The 24,877-nt window shown below is 31.8% G+C and carries 35 protein-coding genes; 21 read left to right on the forward strand and 14 right to left on the reverse strand.

Annotation, left to right across the window (positions count from 1 at the left end):
• Positions 1–27 precede the first annotated feature (27 nt).
• The 9 genes from D1818_RS09755 (at position 28) to D1818_RS09795 (ending at position 6,624) form a co-directional block, all read left to right on the forward strand.
• Entirely contained in the window at positions 28–879 is an 852-nt protein-coding gene (locus D1818_RS09755; protein WP_118458431.1) for a universal stress protein, read from the forward strand.
• Between the two features lie 127 nt (positions 880–1,006).
• The gene (locus D1818_RS09760) at positions 1,007–1,855 is read left to right on the forward strand and encodes a universal stress protein (RefSeq protein WP_118458433.1); all 849 of its coding nucleotides are present in this window, start codon (positions 1,007–1,009) and stop codon (positions 1,853–1,855) included.
• Positions 1,856–1,923: 68 nt separating this feature from the next.
• On the forward strand, positions 1,924–2,775 hold the full coding sequence (locus D1818_RS09765; RefSeq protein ID WP_118458435.1) for a universal stress protein: 852 nt from the start codon (positions 1,924–1,926) through the stop codon (positions 2,773–2,775).
• 11 nt (positions 2,776–2,786) lie between these two features.
• Entirely contained in the window at positions 2,787–3,209 is a 423-nt protein-coding gene (locus tag D1818_RS09770) for a hypothetical protein (protein ID WP_118458438.1), read from the forward strand.
• Positions 3,210–3,397: 188 nt separating this feature from the next.
• The gene (locus D1818_RS09775; RefSeq protein WP_118458440.1) at positions 3,398–3,838 is read left to right on the forward strand and encodes an Hsp20/alpha crystallin family protein; all 441 of its coding nucleotides are present in this window, start codon (positions 3,398–3,400) and stop codon (positions 3,836–3,838) included.
• 169 nt (positions 3,839–4,007) lie between these two features.
• A complete protein-coding gene (locus tag D1818_RS09780) occupies positions 4,008–4,451 on the forward strand; it encodes a hypothetical protein (protein WP_118458442.1) in 444 nt (147 codons plus the stop codon).
• 11 nt (positions 4,452–4,462) lie between these two features.
• Complete coding sequence (locus tag D1818_RS09785; protein WP_147406128.1) at positions 4,463–4,975, forward strand: hypothetical protein; 513 nt, start codon at positions 4,463–4,465, stop codon at positions 4,973–4,975.
• On the forward strand, positions 4,968–5,639 hold the full coding sequence (locus tag D1818_RS09790; protein ID WP_233558544.1) for a hypothetical protein: 672 nt from the start codon (positions 4,968–4,970) through the stop codon (positions 5,637–5,639). Before D1818_RS09785 ends, D1818_RS09790 begins: the two co-directional genes overlap by 8 nt.
• Positions 5,620–6,624, forward strand: coding sequence for a 2-hydroxyacid dehydrogenase (locus D1818_RS09795; protein ID WP_118458446.1), 1,005 nt, complete (start codon positions 5,620–5,622; stop codon positions 6,622–6,624). The genes D1818_RS09790 and D1818_RS09795 overlap by 20 nt, the downstream gene beginning before the upstream one ends.
• Here D1818_RS09795 and D1818_RS09800 read toward each other — a convergent pair.
• The 3 genes from D1818_RS09800 to D1818_RS09810 form a co-directional block, all read right to left on the reverse strand.
• A complete protein-coding gene (locus tag D1818_RS09800) occupies positions 6,613–7,026 on the reverse strand; it encodes a DUF6691 family protein (RefSeq protein WP_118458448.1) in 414 nt (137 codons plus the stop codon). The genes D1818_RS09795 and D1818_RS09800 overlap by 12 nt on opposite strands.
• 4 nt (positions 7,027–7,030) lie before the next feature.
• Positions 7,031–7,588, reverse strand: coding sequence for a YeeE/YedE family protein (locus tag D1818_RS09805; RefSeq protein WP_118458450.1), 558 nt, complete (start codon positions 7,586–7,588; stop codon positions 7,031–7,033).
• Positions 7,589–7,706: 118 nt separating this feature from the next.
• Positions 7,707–7,910, reverse strand: a complete 204-nt coding sequence (locus D1818_RS09810; RefSeq protein ID WP_118458452.1) for a DUF2892 domain-containing protein — start codon at positions 7,908–7,910, stop codon at positions 7,707–7,709.
• Between the two features lie 283 nt (positions 7,911–8,193).
• Between D1818_RS09810 and D1818_RS09815 the strand changes: the two genes are divergently transcribed.
• Positions 8,194–8,799 carry a bifunctional 2-polyprenyl-6-hydroxyphenol methylase/3-demethylubiquinol 3-O-methyltransferase UbiG gene (locus D1818_RS09815; RefSeq protein WP_118458454.1) on the forward strand — a complete coding sequence of 202 codons (606 nt, stop codon included), beginning with the start codon at positions 8,194–8,196 and terminating at the stop codon, positions 8,797–8,799.
• A 6-nt stretch (positions 8,800–8,805) separates the two neighbouring features.
• Here D1818_RS09815 and D1818_RS09820 read toward each other — a convergent pair whose 3' ends face one another.
• The 8 genes from D1818_RS09820 to D1818_RS09855 all read right to left on the reverse strand — a co-directional run bounded on the left by D1818_RS09820 (position 8,806) and on the right by D1818_RS09855 (position 16,063).
• On the reverse strand, positions 8,806–9,450 hold the full coding sequence (locus tag D1818_RS09820; RefSeq protein WP_233558543.1) for a Crp/Fnr family transcriptional regulator: 645 nt from the start codon (positions 9,448–9,450) through the stop codon (positions 8,806–8,808).
• A gap of 50 nt (positions 9,451–9,500) precedes the next feature.
• Complete coding sequence (locus D1818_RS09825) at positions 9,501–9,899, reverse strand: rhodanese-like domain-containing protein (protein WP_233558542.1); 399 nt, start codon at positions 9,897–9,899, stop codon at positions 9,501–9,503.
• 48 nt (positions 9,900–9,947) lie between these two features.
• Positions 9,948–11,360, reverse strand: coding sequence for a rhodanese-like domain-containing protein (locus D1818_RS09830; protein WP_118458461.1), 1,413 nt, complete (start codon positions 11,358–11,360; stop codon positions 9,948–9,950).
• A 126-nt stretch (positions 11,361–11,486) separates the two neighbouring features.
• On the reverse strand, positions 11,487–12,284 hold the full coding sequence (locus D1818_RS09835) for a sulfite exporter TauE/SafE family protein (RefSeq protein WP_118458463.1): 798 nt from the start codon (positions 12,282–12,284) through the stop codon (positions 11,487–11,489).
• Positions 12,285–12,348: 64 nt separating this feature from the next.
• On the reverse strand, positions 12,349–12,981 hold the full coding sequence (locus D1818_RS09840) for a Crp/Fnr family transcriptional regulator (protein ID WP_118458465.1): 633 nt from the start codon (positions 12,979–12,981) through the stop codon (positions 12,349–12,351).
• An 11-nt stretch (positions 12,982–12,992) separates the two neighbouring features.
• Positions 12,993–13,769, reverse strand: a complete 777-nt coding sequence (locus D1818_RS09845) for a patatin-like phospholipase family protein (RefSeq protein ID WP_118458467.1) — start codon at positions 13,767–13,769, stop codon at positions 12,993–12,995.
• Positions 13,770–13,781: 12 nt separating this feature from the next.
• A complete protein-coding gene (cls, locus tag D1818_RS09850; RefSeq protein WP_118458469.1) occupies positions 13,782–15,203 on the reverse strand; it encodes a cardiolipin synthase in 1,422 nt (473 codons plus the stop codon).
• 23 nt (positions 15,204–15,226) lie between these two features.
• On the reverse strand, positions 15,227–16,063 hold the full coding sequence (locus D1818_RS09855) for a universal stress protein (protein ID WP_158596941.1): 837 nt from the start codon (positions 16,061–16,063) through the stop codon (positions 15,227–15,229).
• A 284-nt stretch (positions 16,064–16,347) separates the two neighbouring features.
• On the opposite strand from D1818_RS09855, the gene D1818_RS09860 reads away from it, so the two are divergent.
• From D1818_RS09860 to D1818_RS09890, 6 genes are all read left to right on the forward strand, one after another.
• Positions 16,348–16,704, forward strand: coding sequence for a VOC family protein (locus tag D1818_RS09860; RefSeq protein ID WP_118458473.1), 357 nt, complete (start codon positions 16,348–16,350; stop codon positions 16,702–16,704).
• 34 nt (positions 16,705–16,738) lie between these two features.
• A complete protein-coding gene (locus D1818_RS09865) occupies positions 16,739–17,185 on the forward strand; it encodes a nuclear transport factor 2 family protein (RefSeq protein WP_118458475.1) in 447 nt (148 codons plus the stop codon).
• Between the two features lie 389 nt (positions 17,186–17,574).
• Positions 17,575–17,799, forward strand: coding sequence for a hypothetical protein (locus D1818_RS09875; protein WP_118458479.1), 225 nt, complete (start codon positions 17,575–17,577; stop codon positions 17,797–17,799).
• A gap of 241 nt (positions 17,800–18,040) precedes the next feature.
• Positions 18,041–18,286 (forward strand): hypothetical protein, encoded by a 246-nt coding sequence (locus tag D1818_RS09880; RefSeq protein ID WP_118458481.1) that lies wholly within the window; start codon positions 18,041–18,043, stop codon positions 18,284–18,286.
• A gap of 27 nt (positions 18,287–18,313) precedes the next feature.
• Positions 18,314–18,766 carry a TPM domain-containing protein gene (locus D1818_RS09885; protein WP_118458483.1) on the forward strand — a complete coding sequence of 151 codons (453 nt, stop codon included), beginning with the start codon at positions 18,314–18,316 and terminating at the stop codon, positions 18,764–18,766.
• Between the two features lie 102 nt (positions 18,767–18,868).
• Positions 18,869–19,234: a hypothetical protein gene (locus tag D1818_RS09890; RefSeq protein ID WP_120752436.1), complete on the forward strand. Its 366-nt coding sequence runs from the start codon at positions 18,869–18,871 to the stop codon at positions 19,232–19,234.
• A 39-nt stretch (positions 19,235–19,273) separates the two neighbouring features.
• On the opposite strand, the gene D1818_RS09895 is transcribed toward D1818_RS09890, so the two are convergent.
• Positions 19,274–19,618: a hypothetical protein gene (locus tag D1818_RS09895; RefSeq protein ID WP_118458487.1), complete on the reverse strand. Its 345-nt coding sequence runs from the start codon at positions 19,616–19,618 to the stop codon at positions 19,274–19,276.
• A 314-nt stretch (positions 19,619–19,932) separates the two neighbouring features.
• Here D1818_RS09895 and D1818_RS09900 point away from each other — a divergent pair, with 314 nt between their 5' ends.
• Genes D1818_RS09900 through D1818_RS09910 form a run of 3 tightly spaced genes read left to right on the forward strand, consistent with a single transcriptional unit; the run spans position 19,933 to position 21,010 of the window.
• Positions 19,933–20,154: a hypothetical protein gene (locus D1818_RS09900; protein WP_118463639.1), complete on the forward strand. Its 222-nt coding sequence runs from the start codon at positions 19,933–19,935 to the stop codon at positions 20,152–20,154.
• 34 nt (positions 20,155–20,188) lie between these two features.
• A complete protein-coding gene (locus tag D1818_RS09905; RefSeq protein ID WP_118458490.1) occupies positions 20,189–20,620 on the forward strand; it encodes a hypothetical protein in 432 nt (143 codons plus the stop codon).
• A 21-nt stretch (positions 20,621–20,641) separates the two neighbouring features.
• Positions 20,642–21,010: a DUF2237 family protein gene (locus D1818_RS09910; RefSeq protein WP_118458492.1), complete on the forward strand. Its 369-nt coding sequence runs from the start codon at positions 20,642–20,644 to the stop codon at positions 21,008–21,010.
• A 9-nt stretch (positions 21,011–21,019) separates the two neighbouring features.
• On the opposite strand, the gene D1818_RS09915 is transcribed toward D1818_RS09910, so the two are convergent.
• Positions 21,020–22,300 carry an FAD-dependent oxidoreductase gene (locus D1818_RS09915; RefSeq protein ID WP_118458494.1) on the reverse strand — a complete coding sequence of 427 codons (1,281 nt, stop codon included), beginning with the start codon at positions 22,298–22,300 and terminating at the stop codon, positions 21,020–21,022.
• A gap of 1,002 nt (positions 22,301–23,302) precedes the next feature.
• Here D1818_RS09915 and D1818_RS09925 point away from each other — a divergent pair.
• Positions 23,303–23,740, forward strand: coding sequence for a 6-carboxytetrahydropterin synthase (locus D1818_RS09925; protein WP_118458498.1), 438 nt, complete (start codon positions 23,303–23,305; stop codon positions 23,738–23,740).
• A 61-nt stretch (positions 23,741–23,801) separates the two neighbouring features.
• Entirely contained in the window at positions 23,802–24,332 is a 531-nt protein-coding gene (locus D1818_RS09930) for a glutathione peroxidase (RefSeq protein WP_118463642.1), read from the forward strand.
• A gap of 176 nt (positions 24,333–24,508) precedes the next feature.
• Here the strand turns inward: D1818_RS09930 and D1818_RS09935 are convergent, their stop codons facing one another.
• Positions 24,509–24,838 (reverse strand): hypothetical protein, encoded by a 330-nt coding sequence (locus D1818_RS09935; RefSeq protein ID WP_118458500.1) that lies wholly within the window; start codon positions 24,836–24,838, stop codon positions 24,509–24,511.
• Positions 24,839–24,877: the final 39 nt, after the last annotated feature.

A 24,877-nucleotide genomic window follows, 5' to 3' on the forward strand; every position in this document is an offset into this window, starting at 1 on the left:
CCAACCTTTACAAATACCATTTAAAAGATGAAAAAGATACTGGTAACAACAGATTTTTCTGACAGAGCCTGGAATGCATTTGTATATGCAATCGATTTATACCGTGATAGCCCCTGCGAATTTCATATACTTAATACATATGATCTTAATTCTGTGCGGTTAGCTACTACATTAAGCTCTCAAAGAGTAGGATATTTTTACGAATCTATTAAAATAGAATCCGAACAGGGATTAAAAATGACTTTGGAGGATATCAAGAATTCTCAGCCTGCTGAACATCATACTTTCAAAACCGTTTCAAAATCTGGTATTTTGACAAAGATTTTGCAGCAAATGACTGAAAAGAATCAATTTGATCTGATTGTAATGAGTTCTAAAGGAACTACAGGATCAAAACATATTTTTCTGGGAAGTAGTGTAAAGAGAGTATTAGAAAATAATTTTTATTGTCCTATTCTTATTATCCCAGAAGATGCTTATTTCGAAAGAATTAAAAATATTGCTTTCGCTACAGATTTCGAACGAATATACCATAAATCAGAGATTAAACCCATCATAGATCTGGCAAAAAACAATGACGCTACAGTGAGAATGATCCATGTCTATGATGGTCCAAAATTAAGTCTCACACAAAATTATAACTCTACAACCTTAGAAAACTTTTTTAAAAATGTAAGATTTGATTTCCATGTAATGCCAGAATTTTCAACTATAGAGAAAGGAATACAAACCTTCATAGAAGAACTGGAAATAGATCTGTTATCAATGATCAAATATGAGCATAGTTTTATTGAACGGTTAACAAGAGAAGCTATCATAGAGAAAATCACATTCAACACTAAAATTCCTTTCTTGATTATTCCGGCAGATCACATTTAAAAAAATAATTGTTATTAAATAAAAAACCTATAGTATTCTACAAGTCTCCCATTCATATGAGCATTGTCATAGTATTCCTGATTTTTTGGAAATAGTTTTATGATATAATTTCTAAAACTTAAAAACGATGAAAAGAATACTTGTTCCCACAGATTTTTCCGATAATGCATATGGTGCTCTTTTTTATGCTACCCGATTATTTCAGAATTATGAATGTCAATTTTATATTTTGAATGCTTTCGAAGTTCATACCCCTGTATTAACGGGCAGAATTGATACGAACAAAGGAGATTTGCTATATCGAAAACTTAGTGCTGAGTCTAAAGATGGATTAACACAAACATTTCACTCAATTATTAGAGATACCGATGATCTTAACCATACCTTTGAAACTATCTCCGTTTCTAAAGACCTGACAGAGACTATAAATAAAACCATTAAAAAGAAACATATTGATTTGGTGGTTATGGGTACCAAAGGAGCTTCTGGAGCTGCCGCTCTTTTTATGGGCAGTAATACGGTGAAGGTAGTTCAAAAAATCTATAATTGCCCTGTTTTGGTAGTACCGGATGAGTATGATTTCCAAAAACCTACGGAAATTGCTTTCCCAACAGATTTCAAACGATTTTATATAGCCGAAGAATTAAAACCATTAATCGATATTGCTTCTTTATTTGGTTCTAGTATAAGAATTTTCCATATCCATGAAGAAGAAAAATTAGATGATATACAGCAGCATAATTACAATTCGCTAAAAAATCATTTAACCAATTTTACAAATAGTATTCATTGGATATCAAAAGAAGGACAAAAAGCAAGGTTAATTAATGATTTTATTGATGAATTAGATATTGATTTATTAGTAATGGTGAATTATCGACATAGCTTAATGGAAAACATAACGCACGAACCTGTCATCAAAAAAATTGGATTTCATCCATCTGTTCCATTTCTGGTTATACCCGATGCTAGCTGATAATTATCATAGTTTTCAGTTAATAAAGCTATTACATTTAAACTATTAATCTTTAAAACCTTATTCTAATGAAAAAGAAGATCTTATTACCGACTGATTTTTCCAAAAATGCTTGGAACGCTATAAGTTATGCTATTGAGCTTTATAAAAATGAGGAATGTGATTTTTACATACTTAATGTTTTTAATGCTACTGGTTATGCTTTAGAAAGTATGATGATTCCGGAACCAGGAGAAAAAAAATATGACGAAGCCAAAGAGAAGTCAGAAAAAGGGCTTAGTAAAATTTTAGAACGGCTTTCGTTTAGAGATAAATATCCAAATCATAAATTTATTATGGTCTCTCAGTTTAACAGTATACTGGAAGGAATTAAGGATATTGTTGATAAACAAGACGTAGAAATGGTTATTATGGGAACAAAAGGCACCACTAATGCTGGGGATGTCATCTATGGCAGTAATACTGTTTTGGTTATGGAAAAAGTAAGAAACTGCCCCGTAATGGCAATTCCAGAAAATGTAATCTACACAGAACCCAAAGAAATTGTGTTTCCAACCGATTACAAAACGCAGATTAAGCGCAGAGAGTTACAATATCTGATTGAAATTGCAAAAATCAGTAATGCAGTTGTATGCTTTTTATACGTTTCTAATGACGACACCTTAGATGACCAGCAGGTAAATAATCAAAAATTATTAAAAGAATATTTTGAAACAATACCTCATACATTTCACACCTTACACAATGTCGATGTAAAAGGAGGGCTCAGTGCTTTTGTAGAAAGTAGAAATAGCGATATGATCACTTTTATAAATAGGAAGCATAGTTTCTTTGGGAGTATATTTTCGAGACCAATGGTTAAGGACCTTGGATATCACTCTAAAGTACCGGTATTGGCGCTCCACGATATTAAAAATTAAATCTACTAGTTATGAAAAATACAGGAATATGGATGGATAAGGAAAAAGCCTATATCATCGACATAAAAGAAAATAACGAAGACATGATCACTATTTTTTCGGAAATAGAGGATTATCGTATTCACGGAGGCTCGGGAACTCGCTTTAAAGGAGGGCCGCAAGATGTAGTTCAGGATAGTAAATATCTGGAACGAGAAAAGAATCAATTTAAAGCATATTTTAAAAAAATAATCCCTCATATCGAAAATGCTGATATGATTGTAATTTATGGTCCCGCAGAAGCTGGTAAAAAATTCAATAAGGAATTAGCAGAAAATTATAAGGATATTGGTAATAAGGTTAAAGCTGTCCTCAAAGCTGATAGTATGACCGAGAACCAAATAAAAGCTTTGATCCGAGATTATTTTAAAAACCAGGAACAACAAATCATTTAAAGACTAATTACTACTATTTATTTTCTGATAAGTTTACGAATTATATGCCTTATCAAACTAATAATGACATCCTCCTTTCTAGATTTTAAAAAATAGTAAACAACTGATAATTATCATTTTTTTTAGCGCAATTAGCAACTACTTTTAAGATACTTAAACAGAATACTAATAATTAAAACCTAAACATTATGTCTATAATTAAATTTAACAGAAACAGATTTCCTTGGTTCAATGATACCATCTCTAATTGGATGGATACTGATAATTTCTTTGCAGATGACTTTTTTATTAAAGACAAAAATTTACCAGCAATGAATGTAAAAGAACACGAGGATGATTTTGAAATTGAACTTGCAGTTCCAGGGTTTTCAAAAAAAGATATCGAAGTTACCATGGAAGATGATGTATTGCACATCCGTGCGGAGAAAAGTAAAGAAGAAGTAGAAGACGATGATTACACTCGCAGAGAATTTAACTATAGTTCTTTTGACAGAAAGATACAATTACCCACAAGTGTAGATCAAAATGAAGCAGTTAAAGCAACATATAAAAATGGGGTTCTTACACTTAATCTATTAAAAAAAGAAGAAGCGAAAGAGCAACCCAAAAAAGTAATTGAGATAGAGTAATCTCAGTTTATTGGCAGAAAATAATTTTGGGAAAGTTATTTTCTGCCTTATTTCATATGTGTTTATAATAATTCTATACATAGATAAATACGGCAATATTTCTAACAACCACCATAGTGATCTATATCGTCTTTTGACTGATTATCAATAAACTATAAAATATAAACAGATGAAATCGAAAAAACCCAATATCAAATATATAGAGTGGAAAAGTGCAGAAGAATTGCACGAAGTTTCTCTTAATTGGATCTCTGAGTTAAAGTTCATCAAAGATGAGCAACATTTTTTAGATGAACTAATAGAAAATTACACTGTACTACTGATATCAGAAAAGACTTTTGAAAAAAGCAGTGAAATAATCAATGAACTAAATCAAAGTAGAAAAGACATTAATCCTTTGCTAAAAAAAGTAGTCAGACACTGTAATCAGCTTACAATACTTATAGATGGTATTGATCAACCAGAAGAAGAAAAAAAGTATAAAGAATATCACGGAAAATTATTGATAGAAGTAAGCATATATTTTGACAGCTATAAGCAAACAAAAAGAAACATTTTTGATCTTATCAAAGATATTATTAAGAAAGGGAAACAAAAACGGCTATTAAACTAACTATAATCCTTTTGATAAGAATATTAAAAAAAACAGTGTTAGTTATTGTAGTTCTCTTTATCGGGTTCTGGGCTTGGTATGAATATACATATTCAATGGATACTGTAATTCCATTTGAAGTAAATAATCCCAGGGCTAAAACAAAAGTTCTAATAGCTTCTCAAGGCAGCAAGTTTAAGGATTCTGTGGTACAAGGAATTTTAAGAAAATATGAAAAAGACACCATTTATTTTAAGGTAATAGATGTATATACATTATTCACTGTAAATCTTGAAAAGTGGGATGCTTTAATACTTATTAACTCTTGGGAATATGGAAATCCACCAAGAAACGTAAAAAAATTTATAAAAAATTATCCTGAACAATTAGATAAACTAATCATTTTATCCACTGTTGGTAGTAGCAATATTACTCTAAAAGATGTTGATGTGATTTCTGGAGAATCTATTATCGAAAAAACATCTCAATACACAGATACTGTAGCAAATAGACTAAATCAAATAATAAAAAGAAATAATGAATAAACTAAACACATATATCATCTTAATCGTTGCAGGATTGTTAATGAGTTGTTCATCTAGTGAGCTTGTCGAGGTATGGACAAATCCTGATATCGATACTTTTGAAGCTAATAAAGTACTGGTAATAGGAATGACTGCCGACACTGATGGAAGAAAAGTATTTGAGAAAAAACTTACTGCTGCACTTAAAAAAAATGGAGTAAAATCAGAAAGAAGCCTCGATTTTTTCGAAAAATCATTTACCAAATCACCAAAAACTGAAGAAGAGTTGCTTGCCATGGAAGGCAAACTTTTAGAGGCCGGTTTTGATGCCATTCTATTATCTAAAGTCCTTGCTGTAGAAGACAAAATTACTGTTGTAAAAGCGTATCGAAATCTGGATAAAAATTTCAAGAGTTTTAAAGATGATTATTACCAGAATCAAGATATTTATTACGAAGATGGTTATTATTCAGCGTATGAAATCTATCACGCAGAAACATCTTTATACTGCATATGCCCGGACAAAGAAAGAGAATTAATCTGGAAAGGGTCTATTGACATTACAGAGCCTGAAAATGTAAAAAAAGCCGTAGGAGATTATATAAAAGTACTAATTTGGGCATTAAAAGGACAAAAACTCTTAATCATTGAAGAAGAACTGAACAATGAAGATATTGATATATAGTACAAAAGATTTTGAGATCCCTTTTCTTGAAAAAGCAAATAGTGATGTATATCATATCAAATACATTTCTGAAAGACTTACTTCTAAAACAGCAATACTCGCTTTGGGATTTGATGCAATCTCTATTTTTTCAGCAGACGACGCCTCATCTAAGGTATTAGAATTATTATATGATTTTGGTGTCAAGTATATCACATTGCGTTCTGCAGGTTATGATAATATACATATAAAAACTGCAAAAAAACTAGGGATTAAAGTTGCACATACACCAGAATATTCACCTAATGCTATTGCAGAACATGCGGTAGCCCTATTATTAGCATTGAATCGTAAACTTATCATATCTCAGCAGCAAGTAACTCATTATAACTTTTCTCTAAGTAATCTTGTAGGATTTGATCTTCATAATAAAACTGTTGGAGTCATAGGAACCGGAAGGATTGGAAAAGTGATTGCTAAAATCATGAACGGATTCGGATGCAAAATAATAGCTCACGATATTAATGAAGATCAAGGTTTTACAAAACAATACGATATTGAATATTTAACATTATCAGATTTGTGTAAGCAATCGGACATTATCATGCTTAGTGTACCTCTTAATTCGGAAACTCATTATATGATTGATGCAGACCTTATTCTATTAATGAAACGAGATGTCTATATCATCAATATTGCCAGAGGAGCTGTGGTAAATACTTCGGAAATAGTAGAAGCTTTAAAATGGAATAGAATTGCAGCTTACGGATCTGATGTTTATGAATATGAAGATAATGTGTTTTTCTACGATCGTTCTGAGACAAAGCCAAATGATAAATTATTACTGCAACTAATCGATTTACCAAATGTACTCATAACACCTCATCAGGCTTTTGCTACTAAAGAAGCCTTAACAAACATTGCGGAAACAACATTTTATAATATCACTTGCTGGCAACAAAATAAAACTCCAGCCAATGAACTCACGATAGAATTAGTGCGGTAATTTATCTTTTAATAAACCGTATAAAAAAGTACCTAAGATTGAAGCTCCGATTACAATAAGTATTGGAAAATATCCTGCACCTGCCAAAACAAACATAGGACCAGGACATGCTCCAGCCAATGCCCAACCTAATCCGAAAATAATTCCTCCGAGAATATATCTACTAAAACTTCTTTCCTTTGGAGCTATATTTATTTTCTCTCCATAAATAGATTTTACACGAAATCTCTTAATTAATTGAACTATTATAATACCAAGCCCGACTGCAGAACCTATAATGCCATACATATGAAACGATCCAAATTGAAACATTTCATAAATCCTGAACCACGAAGCAGCTTCGGATTTAAATAAAACAATTCCGAAGAATATACCAATAACTAAATATATAATTGTACGCATTTTTTTAGAATATTAAAGGGAATATTAAATGAATCATTACCAAACCTCCTATAAAAAAACCAATTACAGCAATAAGTGAAGGTACTTGTAAATTACTTAAACCGGAGATCGCATGACCAGAGGTACAACCTCCTGCATAACGTGCACCAAAACCGACCAGTAACCCACCAATGATAAGAATTGCTAAGCCTTTTGGATCTGTAAAAACATCATTAGAAAATAACATATCTGGCAGGTAGGCTTGACTTGTATCAGTAAACCCTTTAGATTGCAGATCTTTAACTACTGTTGGATTTAAAGTAACGGCAGTATCAACAGATAAATAATTTTTCGCAATATAACTTCCGATAATTACGCCTAAAACTACAACAAGATTCCAACGCTGTTCTCTCCAGTCAAACTTAAAAAAACCTACTGTTTTACCTGCTCCACAAATCGTACACATAGTTCTAAGGTTAGATGACATACCTAACTTTTTGCCGATCATTAACAACAAAAACATCACTAAACTTATTAATGGTCCTGAAACGTACCAAGGCCAAGGTTCATATATCCAATTCATCTACTTTTTAATTTCCTACAAATAACCTGTATTTTCTAGTAGAAGTAAGTAACTTATGTTACACTCAGCATATTATTCTACATAAAAAATGTAATTACAAATGGTAATGTTAAAAAACCTATTTAACCTTACAGGTATTTAGCCCAACAATGGAATACAAAGGGCAAAAACTAACAAAACTGGTAAGTACAAATATCGCAGAAAGCCCTAATAGGACATATCCCAAAGTACCTTGTATAACTCCAGTGAAGTACAATATCCCAATCACAATAGCCGCTAGTATTCTTACAATGCGGTCCAAGCCGCCCATATTCTTTTTCATATTCTCATATATTTTATGTTAAAAAAATTCAATAATCAGCACTACTCCTGCTACAATACTCGAACATATAACACAAACAATTAGTAATTTAAATCCCTTATGCATCCGCATACACTATCTTGTTTTTAGGTTTTATTCATCAACAGATATCAAATGGCTAACAAATAAGTATCTTGAAATAAATTATTTGAGTATTGTTTTAATTTTCTCAAATTAGCGTGAAACAAATTTATTTAAGAAAATCAGTAAAAGATGTGACAATTGTTACAACTAAGATTGTTTTATGAAGCATACAGAGAAACTAAGAAAATCAATAGGAAATATAGATGTCTACTTATTAGATCAAATATTAAAAGATCGTTATTCACAAAACGATAAGATCCTTGATGCTGGTTGTGGAAGTGGTAGAAATATGCATTGGTTTTATAAAAATAGGTTTACCATATATGCTGTAGATAAAGAAATTGAGCAGATCGAATACCTAAAACTTATCTATCCCGACTGGAGCGATCAGTTTAGCAGTGCTTCATTAGAAGAATTGCCTTATCGCGATGATTTTTTTGATCATATCATCTGTAGTGCAGTGCTACATTTTGCAGTGAGTACTGATCATTTTAAAACTATGTTTTCAGAACTCTTACGTGTATTAAAACCTTCGGGAAGCTTATTTATACGAATGACGTCTGATATTGGAATTGAAAATAAAGGAACTCATATAGGAGAAGGTGTTTATAGACTAGGTGATGAGTCTTATCGATTTTTACTTACTAAAGAGTTATTATCGTTACTAATGGAAGAGCATCAATTATCATTTTTGGAACCTTTAAAATCTACAAATGTTCATGACCTTAGGTCTATATCTACTTTAGTACTTCAGAAAAATGCTTAAATAAAATTAACCTTTATCAATCAGTTCTATCGCACCTTGTTTTAAAAGTATAAAACCTTCTTGTTCTAGTTTTTTTAGTAATCTGGATATCACTTCTCTAGAAGAGCCTAAATCATAGGCGATATGCTGGTGTGTAGTATTTAGCGTATTACGACCTTTTAGCTTTGCTTCTTTTTTTAGATATTCTAATAATCTGGTATCCTTGTTAGAAAATGTCAGTATTTCTATAACATTTAATAGTTCTTCGAATTTAAGATTGAAAAGGTCATAAATAAACTCATTCCACTTGGGATACTTTTTTGCTATGGCAAGTGCTTTATCTGCCGGAATAATTACCACTTCAGAATCTTCTTCGATAACCGCTTTTACTTTGCTTGTTCCATTTTTAATCAAAGTAGTTACTGACATCACGCAACTTTCTCCAGGTTTTATGTAATACAGTAATACTTCATTTCCGTGAGCTTGTTCTTCCTTAAAGACCTTAGCCAAACCAGAAATAAGTAATGGAATTATCTTTATATACGATCCTTGCCTTAAAATTACGGTTCCAGCATCAAAGGTATGAATGCTGCTAATTGCTACAAGTTCCGCTTTTAATTCTGGCATTGTTGCCAACTTTGGGAAATACGTATCTAGTACTTTTGAGATCAATAGGAACTATTTTTTACTAATTTAATCAATAATTTATTCTCTATATAATACTATCTTTTGGGATGTTCACTCCAGACTTTATATCCGCCTTTAAAATCATATATTTTATTAAAGCCTAAAGAGACTAACAACTTAGCAGCCCTATTGCTTCTCCAGCCAGAATAACAATAAATATAAACAGGTTGTTCTTTATTCAGTTTTTCGAACGCTGCAATAAATTTTTCTTTATCCGCAATACTAATATTGATTGCATCATCAATATATCCATCGTTATACTCTTTAGGAGTACGAATATCCACAAACTGAACATCTTTATCTATTACTTTTTCTTTTATTGTATTGATATCTACAATGATGATTTTTTCGTTCTCTATTGTAGTATCGGGTTTTGTATTTCTGAAAACTTCTTGCGAAAAAACAGTCGAAACGCTAAATAACAACAGAGTCAAACACAAACTAAGTTTTATTGATTTGAAATTCACCAGGTAGATCATCAGTTATTTTAGCGTACTTGGACATACATATGCTGTCGTTTCTATGCCAGCTTCCTTCATTGCAGAAAAGCCTCCAGCCACATCAATAAGATTATGTATACCTCTACTTTTTAATATAGACGCAGCAATTACTGATCTATATCCACCAGCACAGTGTATATAGAATGATTTATCTTCTGGAAAATCGTTCAGATAATCATTTATAACATCCAATGGTGAATTATTAGCCTTATCCAAATGCTCAGCAACAAATTCAGTTTCTTTTCTCACATCAAAAACTACTGTATCTTCTATTTTCAATTTATTTTTAAGTTCCTCGGCGGTTATCGATGATATGGTGTCATACTCTTTTCCTGCTTTTTTCCAGGCTTCTATTCCTCCTTCCAGATATCCTAGTGTTTTATCAAACCCTACACGAGATAATCGGGTAATGGTTTCTTCTTCCTTACCTTCTGGAGTTACTAATAAAATAGGTTGCGCTACATCAGCAATTAGCGCTCCTACCCAAGGAGCAAACCCCCCTTGGATTCCAATAAATATAGATCTCGGAATATGACCTTTTATATATTCTTTTTGATGTCTTACATCCAATATAATAGCGCCTGTTTCATTAGCCAACATTTCGAATTCTTCTGGTGATAATGGTTTGGTTCCTCTTTCCAGAACTTCGTCTATATCTTCATATCCCTCTTTATTCATCTTCACATTTAAAGGAAAATATTGTGGGGGTGGTAACAAACCATCAGTTACTTCTTTTACAAATTCTTCTTTGGTCATATCCGCACGTAAGGCATAATTCATTTGTTTCTGATTCCCTAAAGTGTCCACCGTTTCTTTCATCATATTTTTACCACAAGCAGAGCCTGCTCCATGAGCGGGATATACGATTACATCATCAGCCAAAGGCATTATTTTATTTCGTAAGCTGTCGAACAATGTTTCTGCCAGTTCTTCCTGAGTCATATGAGCAGCTTTTTGTGCTAAATCAGGACGGCCTACATCTCCTAAAAACAACGTATCACCACTAAAAATAGCGTGATCTTTACCGTTTTTATCTCTCAACAAATACGTGGTACTTTCCATTGTATGTCCTGGAGTATGTAATGCTATTATTGTAAGATTTCCTAAAATAAACTCCTGTCCATCCGTTGCAATAGTGGCCTCGAAAGACGGATTAGCATTTGGTCCATAAATAATCTCTGCTCCAGTTTCTTTAGCCAAAGTTACATGCCCACTCACAAAATCAGCGTGAAAATGCGTTTCGAAAATATATTTGATTTTCGCTCCATCATTCTTTGTCCTTTCTATATATGGCTTTACTTCTCTAAGTGGGTCTATAATCGCCACCTCTCCTTCACTCTCTATATAATAAGCGCCTTGTGCAAGACATCCTGTATATATTTGTTCTATCTTCATCTCTTCTATTTTATATTGTACTTCGTAAATCGAAGGCTACTATTCCTATTATTTAGTTTCAAAAATACGACTCCTATTATCTTTTTACAGTAACAATTGTTACAAAATACAAAATCGAAATTAAGGTTAAGTCAATTCTTTGATAAGTATATAAACCCCCATCACTAAAACAAACCAACCAAATCCTTTTTTTAGTTTTTCGCCTTCTATAAAATTCGATAAATACATCCCTACAAAAATTCCAATTATAGAAATACCTGTAAATACAATTAGAAAACTCCATTCAATAACTAAATTTTCTACATCTCCCAAAAATCCTATAAGCGACTTAATTGCTATAATTAATAATGATGTCGCAACCGCTTTTTTCATGGGTAATCTTGCAAACAAAACCAATGCCGGAATTATTAAGAAACCTCCTCCTGCTCCGACGATTCCGGTTAAGGTTCCCACTACTATTCCTTCTATCACAATCAATGGATAGTTGTAGGATACTGTCTCTTCTTTTTCTGGTGCTTCTTTTCTATTTTTTATCATAGAAATAGAAGCCGCTAACATGATCATTGCAAAAAATACCATGATCCCAGTATCTTTGGTAATGACGAAGTCAACCATCATAAAAAGTTCCTCGGGTATTGCCGGAACCAAAAATTTTCTGGTCAAGTACACGGCGATAAACGCAGGAATAGAAAATACAATGGCAGTTCTGAAACTAACCAATCCTTTTCTTAGGTTTTTAACGGCTCCTACTAAAGCGGAAAATCCAACAACAAATAATGAATATGCAGTAGCAGTTACAGGATTTATATCCATCAAGTATACAAAAACCGGTACCGTCAGTATAGAACCTCCTCCACCAATCAAACCTAACACAACTCCAATGATCAATGCTCCAATGTATCCCAGAACTTCTATTACTTCCATCAATTATTTTTGGTAAAAATAATATCAGGTGAAGGCGATCACAGTAACATTAGTTACATAGCATTTAAAGGCTTATAATTTTAATGCTGTTGCGGTTTAATAGTATCTTTCCTTCTACTTCTAGTTTTTTCAGTAATCTGGATATTACCACGCGAGAAGTGTGCAGGTCGTAGGCAATTTCCTGATGAGTATTATGCACTATAGTATCGTTATTGACTTTAGTTTTGTCTTTTAGGTACTTTAGCAATCGTTCGTCCATATTAAGAAAAGCAATACTGTCAATCGTTTCTATAGCCTCCATAAGTCTTTTATGATAGCTTTCGAAAACAAAACTCCTCCAAGATTTATACTTTGCAGTCCATTCTTCCATTTTTCCGATAGGAACCATAATCAGTTTAGAGTCTGTTTCTGCAATTGCTTTGATCTCGCTTTTATGATGACCGATACAGCAGGATAATGTCATCGCACAAGTATCTCCTCTTTCCAGAAAATAGAGCAACAGTTCATCTCCATCCTGGTCTTCTCTTAATATTTTAATCGCACCACTAATAATTAATGGCATTGATTTTATATAACTTCCAGGTTTTATGAGTTCAACACCTTCAGAAACTTCTTTAAAAGTCGCTACACTATTAATCTCTTCTAATAGCTCATTTTCAAAAAGATGTCCGTAATTATTTTTAAGTTCCTGAATCATTATCCCTATTATTATTTTTGATTCTTGAAATATACTGCTAATTGTTTCTTTGCTTCCTGATATCCAACATCAAATATTTTATCCAGATTTCCGCTGCTAAAAACCCCGTGGTTTATCAGTTCTCTTGGTTGAATTATAAGATCACAGTGCTTAAATTTTGTTTCAGAATTAGGCATTGCACGTAAGTAGTATGCGCGTTGCATAACATTATAGGAATGTTTAAAATCTGAAATTTTCAGCTTTTTTATAGGTGTAACATCGATACCAATAATCATCTCACATTGTTTCTGCAAAGGTTCTATAGGAAAATTATCCAAAATCCCTCCATCAGAATATAATTCATCTTCGATTTTTACCGGAGAAAACATTCCTGGAAAAGCTGCAGAAGCCAATATCGGTCTAATAAGTTTTCCAGTACTAAAAACCATAGCCGTCCCTTCTACAAGGTTGGTAGCAGTTACAAAAAGTTTTTTCTCCAGACTTTCAAAAGTGTTTTTAGGAAAATATGTTATCAGATCATCAAAAAACTTTTCAGAATCTAAAAACCCTGCTTTTTTTCTAGTAAACCTATTCAATTTAAACAAAGGTGTTTTATTAAAAAACTCTTTAATCTCTTCTATAGCATAACCACCAGCGTATAAAGCGCCTACAATTGCTCCGGCACTTGTTCCAGAAACGAAATTGGGATATATTCCTGCTTCCTCTAGTGCTTTTATGGCTCCTAAATGTGCTACTCCTTTAAATCCTCCTCCGGAGAGTACCAAGCCTATATTTTTTAATGCTTCCATTATACACTTTTTCTATAAAACTGGACTGAAAATTTTAGCCACTCCTTCTTTTATTTTTTCATGCCAAGGTCTATTTACAAAAGTAGTATAGTCTAACTGAATACTCCGTTCACAATCCGCTAAAAAATCATTTTTTAATTCGATTGCAAAAGCATCATCATATATCGCCACATTTACTTCATAATTTTGCTCAAAACTTCTGATATCCAAATTGGCGGTACCTAAAGAAGAAACTGTATCATCCGCAACAATGATTTTGCTATGCACAAAACCACTAGAAAACAAATAAATTTTAACACCAGCTTCTAACAATCTCTCAAAATAAGACCGTACACACCATCGTACAATTTTACTATCAGATATATCAGAAAGTAAGAGTCTTACCTCTACACCACTTAACGCAGCTACTTTTAATGCTTCCAAAATTGCTTCACCAGGAATGATATATGGATTAGCGATATACACATAGTCTTTAGCTTCATTGATCAAAGAAAAATATAATTGCCTGGTAGCCGAGAAATCTTCGTCCGGACCACTATGCACCGTTTGGGCAGTCATATTTCCCACTTTTTTATAGGTCGTAAAATAGGATGGACTTAAAACATCATCCTGATTACTAATTAGATACCAATCCATTACGAAAATTGCCTGTAAACTATGTACGACAGGACCTTCTAACTGTAGATGTATATCATGCCAGATTCCTAAATTAGGATCTCCTTTTACATATTTATCAGAAACATTAATACCACCAGTAAAAGCTATTTTATTATCTATCACAATAATCTTGCGATGATTTCTGTAATTTATGGACGATAAAAACTTACCAAACTTAACGGGTAAAAAACTATATACCTCCACTCCTGCTTTCTGAAGTTTCCGGATATACTTTTTGCTTAAGGAACGACTTCCTATTCCATCATAGAGAATCCGTATCTGAACACCTTCTTTTACTTTTTCCGCAAAAAGATCGAACAGCCCTTCCGCCAAATGTCCATCTTCAAAAATATAATACTGTAAGTGGATAAAGTGTTCTGCTTTTTGTAAGCTTTCGAATATTGCACGAAATGTAGCACCTCCATTTTTAAGAAGCTTAAGTTGGTTACCCGTGCTAGGTGCAAAACCACAATTCATCGTAATAAGTTTCATCAGTTTCTGATGTTCTTGGTACTCTTCCTCGGTGACCGACTCATAATGGCTTTCTGCTTTTTCTAGATAGGAAATGATTTCATCTGTTCGTTTTAATTGAAATAGCTTATTTTTTCTTCGGTTTCTACCTAATAGAAGATAAAACAGCATTCCACCCACAGGAATTGTAAAAATAGCAAGCATCCAAGCCAAGGTTTTGGTTGGACGCATACCATATAATATAAGTTTAATGACAATTACGATTCCTGCCAAAAAGTATAGGATAAGAAAAGCAACATACATCATCTTATGATCGATTTTTTACTACATCAATTATGCATAACAAGTAACGGAACTCTGGTGCCATAACTTATTTTGGGAGTCTCTGAACCGCGAAAGAAACGTTCCAGAAAGGTTTCTCTGTGAATAAACATCGCATTCATATCTACATCCATAATCTGCACAAAACTATCGATCGCTACAGGAGTAGGCACGTTCGTAATAGAATGAAAAGTATGATTGATGTCTTTAAAAAAATCTTTTAAATGTTTCTTATCATCAAATTCTGCTATGGTTACTGTATCGTCTTCTTTAATCTTAAGAATCCTTAAAGAAGCTTTGTATTTATGCAAGGTGTCTACTAATGGTTCTATGTTTTCTGTAGTGAAATGATCGTTATAATCAATGGTATACAATATCGTTTTTAGTCCCTCAAAAACATAACCTTTGGGAATTACGAGTACCGGACAATCAACCTTACGTATCACATTAAGGGTATTGCTCCCAAAAACAACTTCTCTGGCACTGGTTGCTCCATTAGTTCCCATAACAATGAGATCGATATTTTTTGACTTTACAGCTTGTTGAATTGCATCCGTAAAAATATCATAATCAGTTAGAGCGTGAAAGGTATAGTTTTCATGGGTTATTTCTTCTTTCAATTCTTTTAGCAGCGTACTCAATTTTTCCTTAGATCCCTGTACAACGGATTGATGGATGGATGTATTGGCTGGTGCAGCCATGAGATCATCCATCATATAATTAGAAGCTTTTTGTACGTTTAGTATATGAAATGCGCAGAGCTCATTCTTAAAGAATTCCATTGCATAATCAATCGCATTTCTTGCATTTTCTGAAAAGTCGGTAGGAAGCAGGATGTTTTTCATGGTCTGATGATTTAATATCATAAAAGTACTATAGCAGCTGCGGTGGAACTATGATATTTATCAGCTTAGTTGGTAAATATGGTTGGAAGCGTAGGTTTGTGAGTAGCTACTCGAAATTAGTAACTTAGATGTGTTAAGTTTTATTAGTAATTATACTTTATATTTATCAAATAAGATTACTAAAGTTAAAAAATAGTAATTAAAATTCAATAAGCAAATTTCAGATAACGCGTGATTTATAATCCGTTCGGAATAGTTATTTAAGACTTCAAAAAAACATTAAAATGCTAAAACACATTCATCCTAAGTTACCAATGCGTGATAAAACGATTACCAAGAACTTCTATTTAAACGAACTAAATTTTCAACCATTAGGAAGTGTGGATTATGATGGTTATCTGATGCTAAAAAAAGACGATATTGAGATTCACTTTTTTGAATTCAAAGCGCTGGATCCAAAAGAAAATTATGGGCAAGTGTATATACGAGTAGAGGAAATTGAAAAGTTTTATCAAGTACTGCTGGATAACGAAACAAAAATCCATCCCAACGGAAGTCTGGAGATAAAACCTTGGGGGCAAAAGGAATTTTCTATTCTTGATCCTGACAATAATTTGCTAACTTTCGGAGAGCATATTTAAAATAGTTGTTTTCAATTTCTGAATAAACGATATTATGAAAAATTCAAAACTGTTATGTATAGGAGTATTAATATTGTTTCCAATATTGGCATTCTCTCAGGAAATATCAAAAATGGATAGGGCAAAAAATATAGTTGCAGCAGTAAATCAAAAAGATGCAAAGCTATATATTGAGAATTTCACCAAAGATGTAAAAATCTATATGTACGGCGAGGACGGGACCTTCGATCTAAAGGTTGATGGCATAGAGGCATTATATAAAAACCGAGCAGCACATCTTAAGAAACATCCTGATGTTCGTAATGAAATTCAGCATTTAGCAGAAATAGACAACAGGATTGTTATGCACGATAAAATATGGCTCACCCCAAAACATAAAGAACCTAGTAATATCGTGGAGATTTTTACATTCGACAAATCTGGCAAAATTTCACGAGTAGATGTATTACAGCAAAGCAATCTGTTTAGTCAAGAGCAATAGAAATCATAGAGACTAAATAACTGATGAACCAAAATATTAGAAACCTACTTGGGTTTTGTTTAGGTATTATACTAGCAATTACATTGCTAGTGATAGGTGTTTTATTAACTAATGTATTAGAACATGGATTTTGGGCTTTGTTATCCGTTATTTTAATCCCAGTTTCTGGATTAATATTTTTCCTTTCAAAGAAAAAATATATAGGATTTGGCCTTTTCTTTTCTGCCATTCCAATAGTAATACTAACTTTTTTATTTATTCAAATAAGTAAATTACATTAAAAGTTTAATAAAAGGATAATTCATTTTTGTAAACAAAAGAATAATGTTGTAAGCAGAAACCAGACTTATCTCAGTTCTAGTAGTATATTGCGTTCATAAACTATTATTATGAAATTAAACTTATTGTCTTGTGATGCTCAGAGACCAGATAAAAGAGCAATAGTCAAATGTATTGCAGAGATTTCATCTAACATTAATGAATCTCTGGCGAGTGAGATTACGGATATACTCTTAGAAGGAGATGCTGTAGATATTGAGATGGAAGATAAAAACGCTGGTTCTGGTTTAAGAGCTTTGCGAAAATTAAGTATTGACTACGAAATTGTAGAGTAAATAAACATGATAACACGCATTTGTAATAAATACGATAATTAGAAGGTTTTTAGATTCTTAATTATAGTGTTTTTGATATATTATGTATTAAAAATAAAATTCAATAAACTGATGCTTGAAGCGCTACTTAATTTGATTGCGGAGTATATTAAAGGGAATAAAAGGCTAGGGATAACACTTGGAATTCTTATAATACTTTTCTTTATAGGCTTTTCAATTTACCTTAAAGTTCAATAAGCCGATGCGGGAATTTAGGATCAGAGGAATCATTTTTGGTAGTTTGAAGCCCAAAACAATAACTATTCATGTAGGATATGATTATGGAATGAATGATGGCGGAGGACTCAAAGAGGTTACTATAAATATTGTACCAGAAGACTGCAGAATTCCTAATACTTATGTTTGGGTAACTTTAGATGATGGTTTAATAATCAAGGTTGAAAAAATGAGTATTAAAGAAACTCAGGAAAACTTAAAAATGCAATAATCTGATGGAATACAGATTATAAATAAAATGAACCAATTGATAATTAAATGGAATAGCTATAAGGTTAAGTTTCTTATTGAACTCAAATATTTGAATTATAAGTTGAGAGAAGTACTGGGTTTAAAAACAATTGGTTATAATAAATATAATACTTTAGTGCTTTTTAAATTGTTGAAGAAATATGAACTTCCTTTTTATAGTATGCATGTTGTTACAACTAATCAAGATTTAAGAACCGCCAATCTTGAAGAGATTCACGATTATGGCTTAAGACTTGAAAAAGAAGAGTATCTATCAATTATTACTAACATGCAAGATGAACAGGTAAGAATTGTAGTCGGGGAAAACATGAGTAGTTTGATAAATGATTTTCAAAAATCAGAAATAGAAAATCTAGTACAAAAAAGAGTTAGCGATGGAGAAATACTCGCCGGATTGGAAGAAGGAATGAAGCAAGTGTATTTTTACATATCAGATTAATTATTGTAACAAAAGTTCAATAAAATGATAGTAAAATGAAAACTAAATTCTAAATAAGCGATGGGCACATTAACGGTGAAAAGAAAATCCAACTTCATATTAATGGGGAGGAAATTCAAAATTTATATTGATGATCATTTAGTTGACTCCATCAGTAATGGAGAAGTAAAAAGAATAAATATCCCCTTAAATTCAAAAGAATTAACAGTAAAGGTTATGAACTATAAATCAAAACCAATAACCTTAGATTCCCTAGAATTTGAAACGTACGTAATACGACAAAATTTAATAGCATCCATAACGACATATGTAGTAGGGTTATTCGTGGCTCTATTCTTTCTGTCCAAATTTGTATTAGAACAAGAACAACTTATTTTTCTGTATATCGCAGCACCATTTCTATTAATCTCGATCTATTATTCAACTATCGGTCGAAGAAATATTATTCAATTAAAAAAGACACATTAAAAACATTAAATAGTCATTTAGTTTCTATATGTCAACATATTATGGACTTAAGAGAACGAAAACAGGAATAATCCCAAAAAACATGATCAAATAAATCTTTACGACAGTAGATTGAGTTAAGAAAATTTCTTTTTTTAGATCTCCTATATTTTTACTGTTCTTTTTATTAATCAGCATTAAAAATAGTACTGAAAATAGGATAAGAATTGCGTGACCGTACAAAATAATATCCCAAAGAGATTCATATTCTTTTACAGCTAATCTAAATGCTCTTTCCGAGAATCTATCCGCAAGTAATAAACTCTGAATAATAGTAAAGGCAGTAATCGCATTTGATTTCTTTTCTAGATTTCCGAATACAAATAGTTCTTTTTCATTCATCATAATATAAAAGATTTATCGATATATCACCTAATAATTATCCTGAACGGTAGGCAAACTTGTATTTGGATCAGCAACAAATATCATTATAAATATCTAAAAAACAACAGTATAAAAAAAGAGGTAAATACCCCTTTTTTTTATAGTATTAAAGAATCTAAGGAAATTGAGATAGCTCAATTCATCGGTTTGTTAGTGTATTATTCTAATAAATATAACGACTGTTATAGAAATACACTATTCCACAATAGTTAATTTTGTTTAAACATTTTAAAAATAAATTAAACATTTCATATCTTTATATAAAATTAGAAGATATGGAACTTATTGAAAAAGCTTTAGAGTTTGAAAATAGAAAGATGAGTAATATGACTACCAGTGATCGTGTAGCTGCTTCTAGAGAAGCAAAATCACTTGTTCTTGCTATAAATGAAATCTATAAAAAGACAAAAGAGTCTAAACTTATGGATATAATGAAGCGACTTACAGCCAAGAAAAGAAAAATAGAAAAACGTCTTAGAGGAGTACCAACGATATAATTCATTATTACTTCTTAATCAAGAATTCTTAATTATGATATTAGACACCACATATTCAAACAAAAAAAATAAAAAATTGATCAACGATATGGTTGGAAAACCCTTTTCGTTGATCAGTTCAATTAAGATGAATGGTATCGGTTCTAAACGTATGATTATAGAAAATGTAAGCCCTAATCTGAAAAAAATTCTAAATACTGTTTCGGATGTAAATTATGGCAGCATTGAATTAAGACCTGGTGGGATTTTAATAGCTATGAATAGAGGGTTGCAAAACTTTACTTGGGTTGTCCCGTACTATCAATTTTATCTTTACAAAACGAATGGTATTAGTATCCACGCACAAGGTCGATTTGTTCATTTTAGAAATAATCGTACGCACCAAGAGAATGCTCCTTTTTTTAAGAAATTGACACGTTTAAAGACTGAGTACGACCTAAGATTCCCGCATGTAGATTCTATTTAATACAAGATTTTAAACTAAAAAATGACCACAGAATTAAACGTGCTGGGAACTCCGCTGCAGCCTTGCTGTTATGAACCAATGACAGGATATTATAGAGATGGACTTTGTAGAACGAATACAGAAGATACGGGTACTCATATAATTTGTGCGGTGGTAACCTCAGCTTTTTTAGCATATACTAAATCCAAAGGAAATGATCTTTCTACTCCGCTGCCCTATTGGAATTTTCCTGGTTTGAAACCGGGAGACAAGTGGTGCCTATGCATATCTAGATGGTTACAAGCTCAAGAAGCTGGAAATGCACCTCTAATTGTGTTAGAAAGCTGCCACCAAAAAGCCTTAGAGTACACGGATATTGAAACACTATTAGCTTACAAACACACTTTGTAACAGCTTTTTTTAATTAAACTCAGAAGTAAACTCCTCTACAATAAGACCATCTTCTAAGGTTTTTATGATTCCTAAAGCTGCACGCTCTCCGGATATCATTGCTGCGTTTAGCGAACCATTAAGCAATTGATCGCCGGCTAAAAATATCGTATTTGTTAATTTAGTTTCTGTAGCCGAAATTTCATATTGTAAATTTTCAAGCTTAGGAAGTGCATTTTTGATATGATAATGCTTCATAAATTTACACCCAGAAATACCACAAAACTGATCCAAATCTTCCATTACTTTTTGTTTTAATTCTTTCCCATTCAGTTGGTGGTTTTTAACAACAGTAACTGATAAAAGTTCTTTTCTGGCATTTGCAGATGTTTTTAAACTCGTATGGTAAAAAATATTATTTATCAAAGCATCATTATCTACGATAAGACCAATGAGCGGTTTCTTAATTACTCGATCATTGACTTCAAAATATAGGGTATCACAGGATCTCCATTCCGTCTCTTGATTATTAAGATTGGTAATAAGCTGGTGAGCTTGCGCGGCAACTATCGTAAAATTACTTTTTAGTTCTTCTCCATTATCTAAGAATACACTGCCATCAACAACTTGTTTTACAGAAGTGTTATACAAGAATTTTGTTTTCTCTAATTTTGAAACTAATTGAGTTATAATTCCCTCAATACCGTCTTTTGGTAATGCCGCGAACCCTTCACCAAACATTTTGTATACAAACTGGAACATACGGCTAGAGGTCTCCAGATTAGGTTCTAAGAAAATTCCACTAAAAAAAGGTCTAAAAAAATTATTAATCATTTCTTCAGAAAAACCATAATTCTGTAAATACGTTAATGTGCTAATCTCATCATCTTTGAAAATATCTGTGATGGACTTTTTCTTCAACATCATATTTAGCCGTAACACTTTTATTTTATCTGAAAACTTACCAATATTTGACAATAACGTAGGAATCAGAAGTGATGGATTACGCATTGGGTCACCAAGAGTTTTCTCCTTTCCATTAATAAAAATAGAGGCTCCAGATAAAAACTTTTGAAGTGATAACTTCTCAAAGTCCAGATATTTCTGAGCTGCTGGATATGCAGTTAGTAATACCTGAAAACCATAATCTAATTGATATCCTTCTACCATATCTGTCTTAACACGACCACCAGCACGGTCCGTAGCTTCTATAATTACAGGAGAATATCCGTAGTTTTCTAGTACCTGGGCTGCAATTAATCCACTTACTCCAGCACCAATAATATGGATTTTATATCCTTCTTTTTTCATACACTATGCGTTTCGATATCTATAATAAAATTATTCTGCCTGCTATATAGTCTTAAAGGTCTAAAGGGTTTCAAATTACTATGAATAGTATTTTTCTAATTTTTGTTTAGTTTTAAAATGAAGGCGTCAAACGTTTCACAAAAAACGTAGTAAATACCTCATAAAAGACTATTGGGTCTATAAATTTCATACCTTGTATAAAATTTGATTGAAAACAATTAAAAACTTTTAGAGCACATATTTTATGGACTTTATTAGTTATTTTACAGTATAATCCCCAGAGAATGACTATAATCAATAGATAAACAAAATTTATTATGGCAAGTCAGTCCGTATAGTCCGGAATTTACAACTGTGCCTTTGGGGATTTTTATTTTCTTAGTTAAAATACTATCATAATTTCTACTAAAAACCTGTCTTTCCGAAAAGAAGGATACCAAACGAATAGGCGATTCGTATTACCGTTGTTACTATTCTTCAAAGATCTGAAGCTTTTGGTTTCAGAAATAATCAATCAATTCGAAAGAATATTTTTTGATTACTAATCATTCTTTTGATTATAATTCTTATTGTAAGAACGTATTACAAAAACAATCCAAACCAAAAAAATAGTAGTAACTATTATAGAATATAAAATTACCGGATCCATTATAAGTTGTTTTTAAAGTAATTAAGGAAACCCAAAATTGTAGGCGCCCATAAACCTATAAAAATGGCTTCAAGGTGCCTTCCCCTAATAAAGGAGTAATGTGATAAACAAATAACACCAATAACTGTTAGTAGCATAATGACATTCATTAGACCAACTTTCTTTATAAAGTTTTTAATCATGTTCAAGATAGTGAATTTAATTTTGCTTGATTTTTAGTTTTGTTTAAACTATTGTTAAAAACATTAAACAAATATACAACATGCTTTAACTTTACAAAAATTTAAAACCGAAAATAACTCGGAACATTTTTTCATTACAATATATAATGATGTACAAAATATAAATAAGATATGAATGACAAGGTAGAAGATTCCTTAAATAGAAAAGTAGCCATTACCAGAAGAGAACATTTTAATGCCGCCCATAGATTACATAATCCTGATTGGACTGAAGAAAAAAATAAAAAAGTTTTTGGCAAATGTAATAACCCTAATTACCACGGTCATAATTATGAGCTTGAAGTTAAAGTTATTGGTTATGTCCAACCAGAAACCGGATATGTTATAGATACAAAGATCCTATCTGATGTAATTAAAGATCAAATAACCGGTCGTTTTGATCATAAAAACCTAAATCTGGATGTAGCGGAATTTAAAAATTTAAACCCTACCGCAGAAAATATAGCAATGGTAACCTATGATATCTTAAGAGAACATTTGGATCAAAAACTAGAGCTAAAAATAAAGCTTTATGAAACACCAAGAAATTATGTTGAATTCCCACTATAAATAATAATCGCAAGTTAATATGGATTATGATATAGTATTAATTAAACTTTAGCTCATGAAAATGATTAATAAAATTAAGACAGCACCAAAAAAATCCGACAGTACAACAATCAAATCGGCTGAATCTATTTACGATATCAAAATCAACAGTATAGAGGGGAAAGATATTGACTTAGAAAGCTTTAAAGGAAAAAAGATATTGTTTGTTAATGTAGCTTCTAAATGCGGTTTTACTGGTCAATACAAGGATTTACAAAAACTATATAATATCTACCAAGATAGTCTTATGATCATTGGATCCCCTTGTAATCAATTTGGTAAACAAGAACCAGGAAGCACCTCTGAAATTCAATCTTTTTGTGAACGTAATTACGGTGTAACATTCTTAATAACTGAAAAGATTGATGTTAAAGGAAATAGTCAACATCCACTATATGATTGGCTAACTAGTAAACAAAAAAACGGTAAGAAAAATTCAAGTGTAAAGTGGAATTTTCAAAAATACTTGATTGACGAACAAGGTCAACTTATTGATTATTATTTTTCGACAACTAGCCCGATGAGTTTAAAAATAAAAAAGCATCTCAACTAAATATTTTTCACTTTGTCACAGCCCTAAGTATCTTATTATTACTATTAGTAATGCTATAATTGTTTTTGTTTTCATATACTTTACCTTATAAATTACACTTTGCGTATAGTAACCCGTTGTGCATTTTGATTTTTTTATTCAAAATGCACAATAGGTTATAGTACTTGCTTTGTTTATTAAACGTGACTTTTATTTTCGTGATCTTGACTTCTAAGCGATAAAGCAAATTGCATGAGATCAAGATCAGCGTGTACCCCGTAATTACTACTTAGACAACCTTTTACTCCATCAAAACAAGCAATTAAGAACAAAATGGAAGCATCACTAGGATCACTTAATCCTTCATGTCTACAATATTCTATCAAAACACAATCGCGTTTACCATACCCTTTATTTGTTTTACGATCATATATCATATCGTCTTTGAACAAAAAATCTACTGTAAATCCCTGTTTCTTTACATTCTGGATATCTTCCAGAAGTGTTTTGTGTGATAATAATATCATAGTATTTTGTTTTTTAATTAATGTTTATAAATTCTAAGT

Source organism: Aquimarina sp. BL5, from assembly GCF_003443675.1.
In the GTDB taxonomy this organism is placed as follows: Bacteria; Bacteroidota; Bacteroidia; order Flavobacteriales; family Flavobacteriaceae; genus Aquimarina.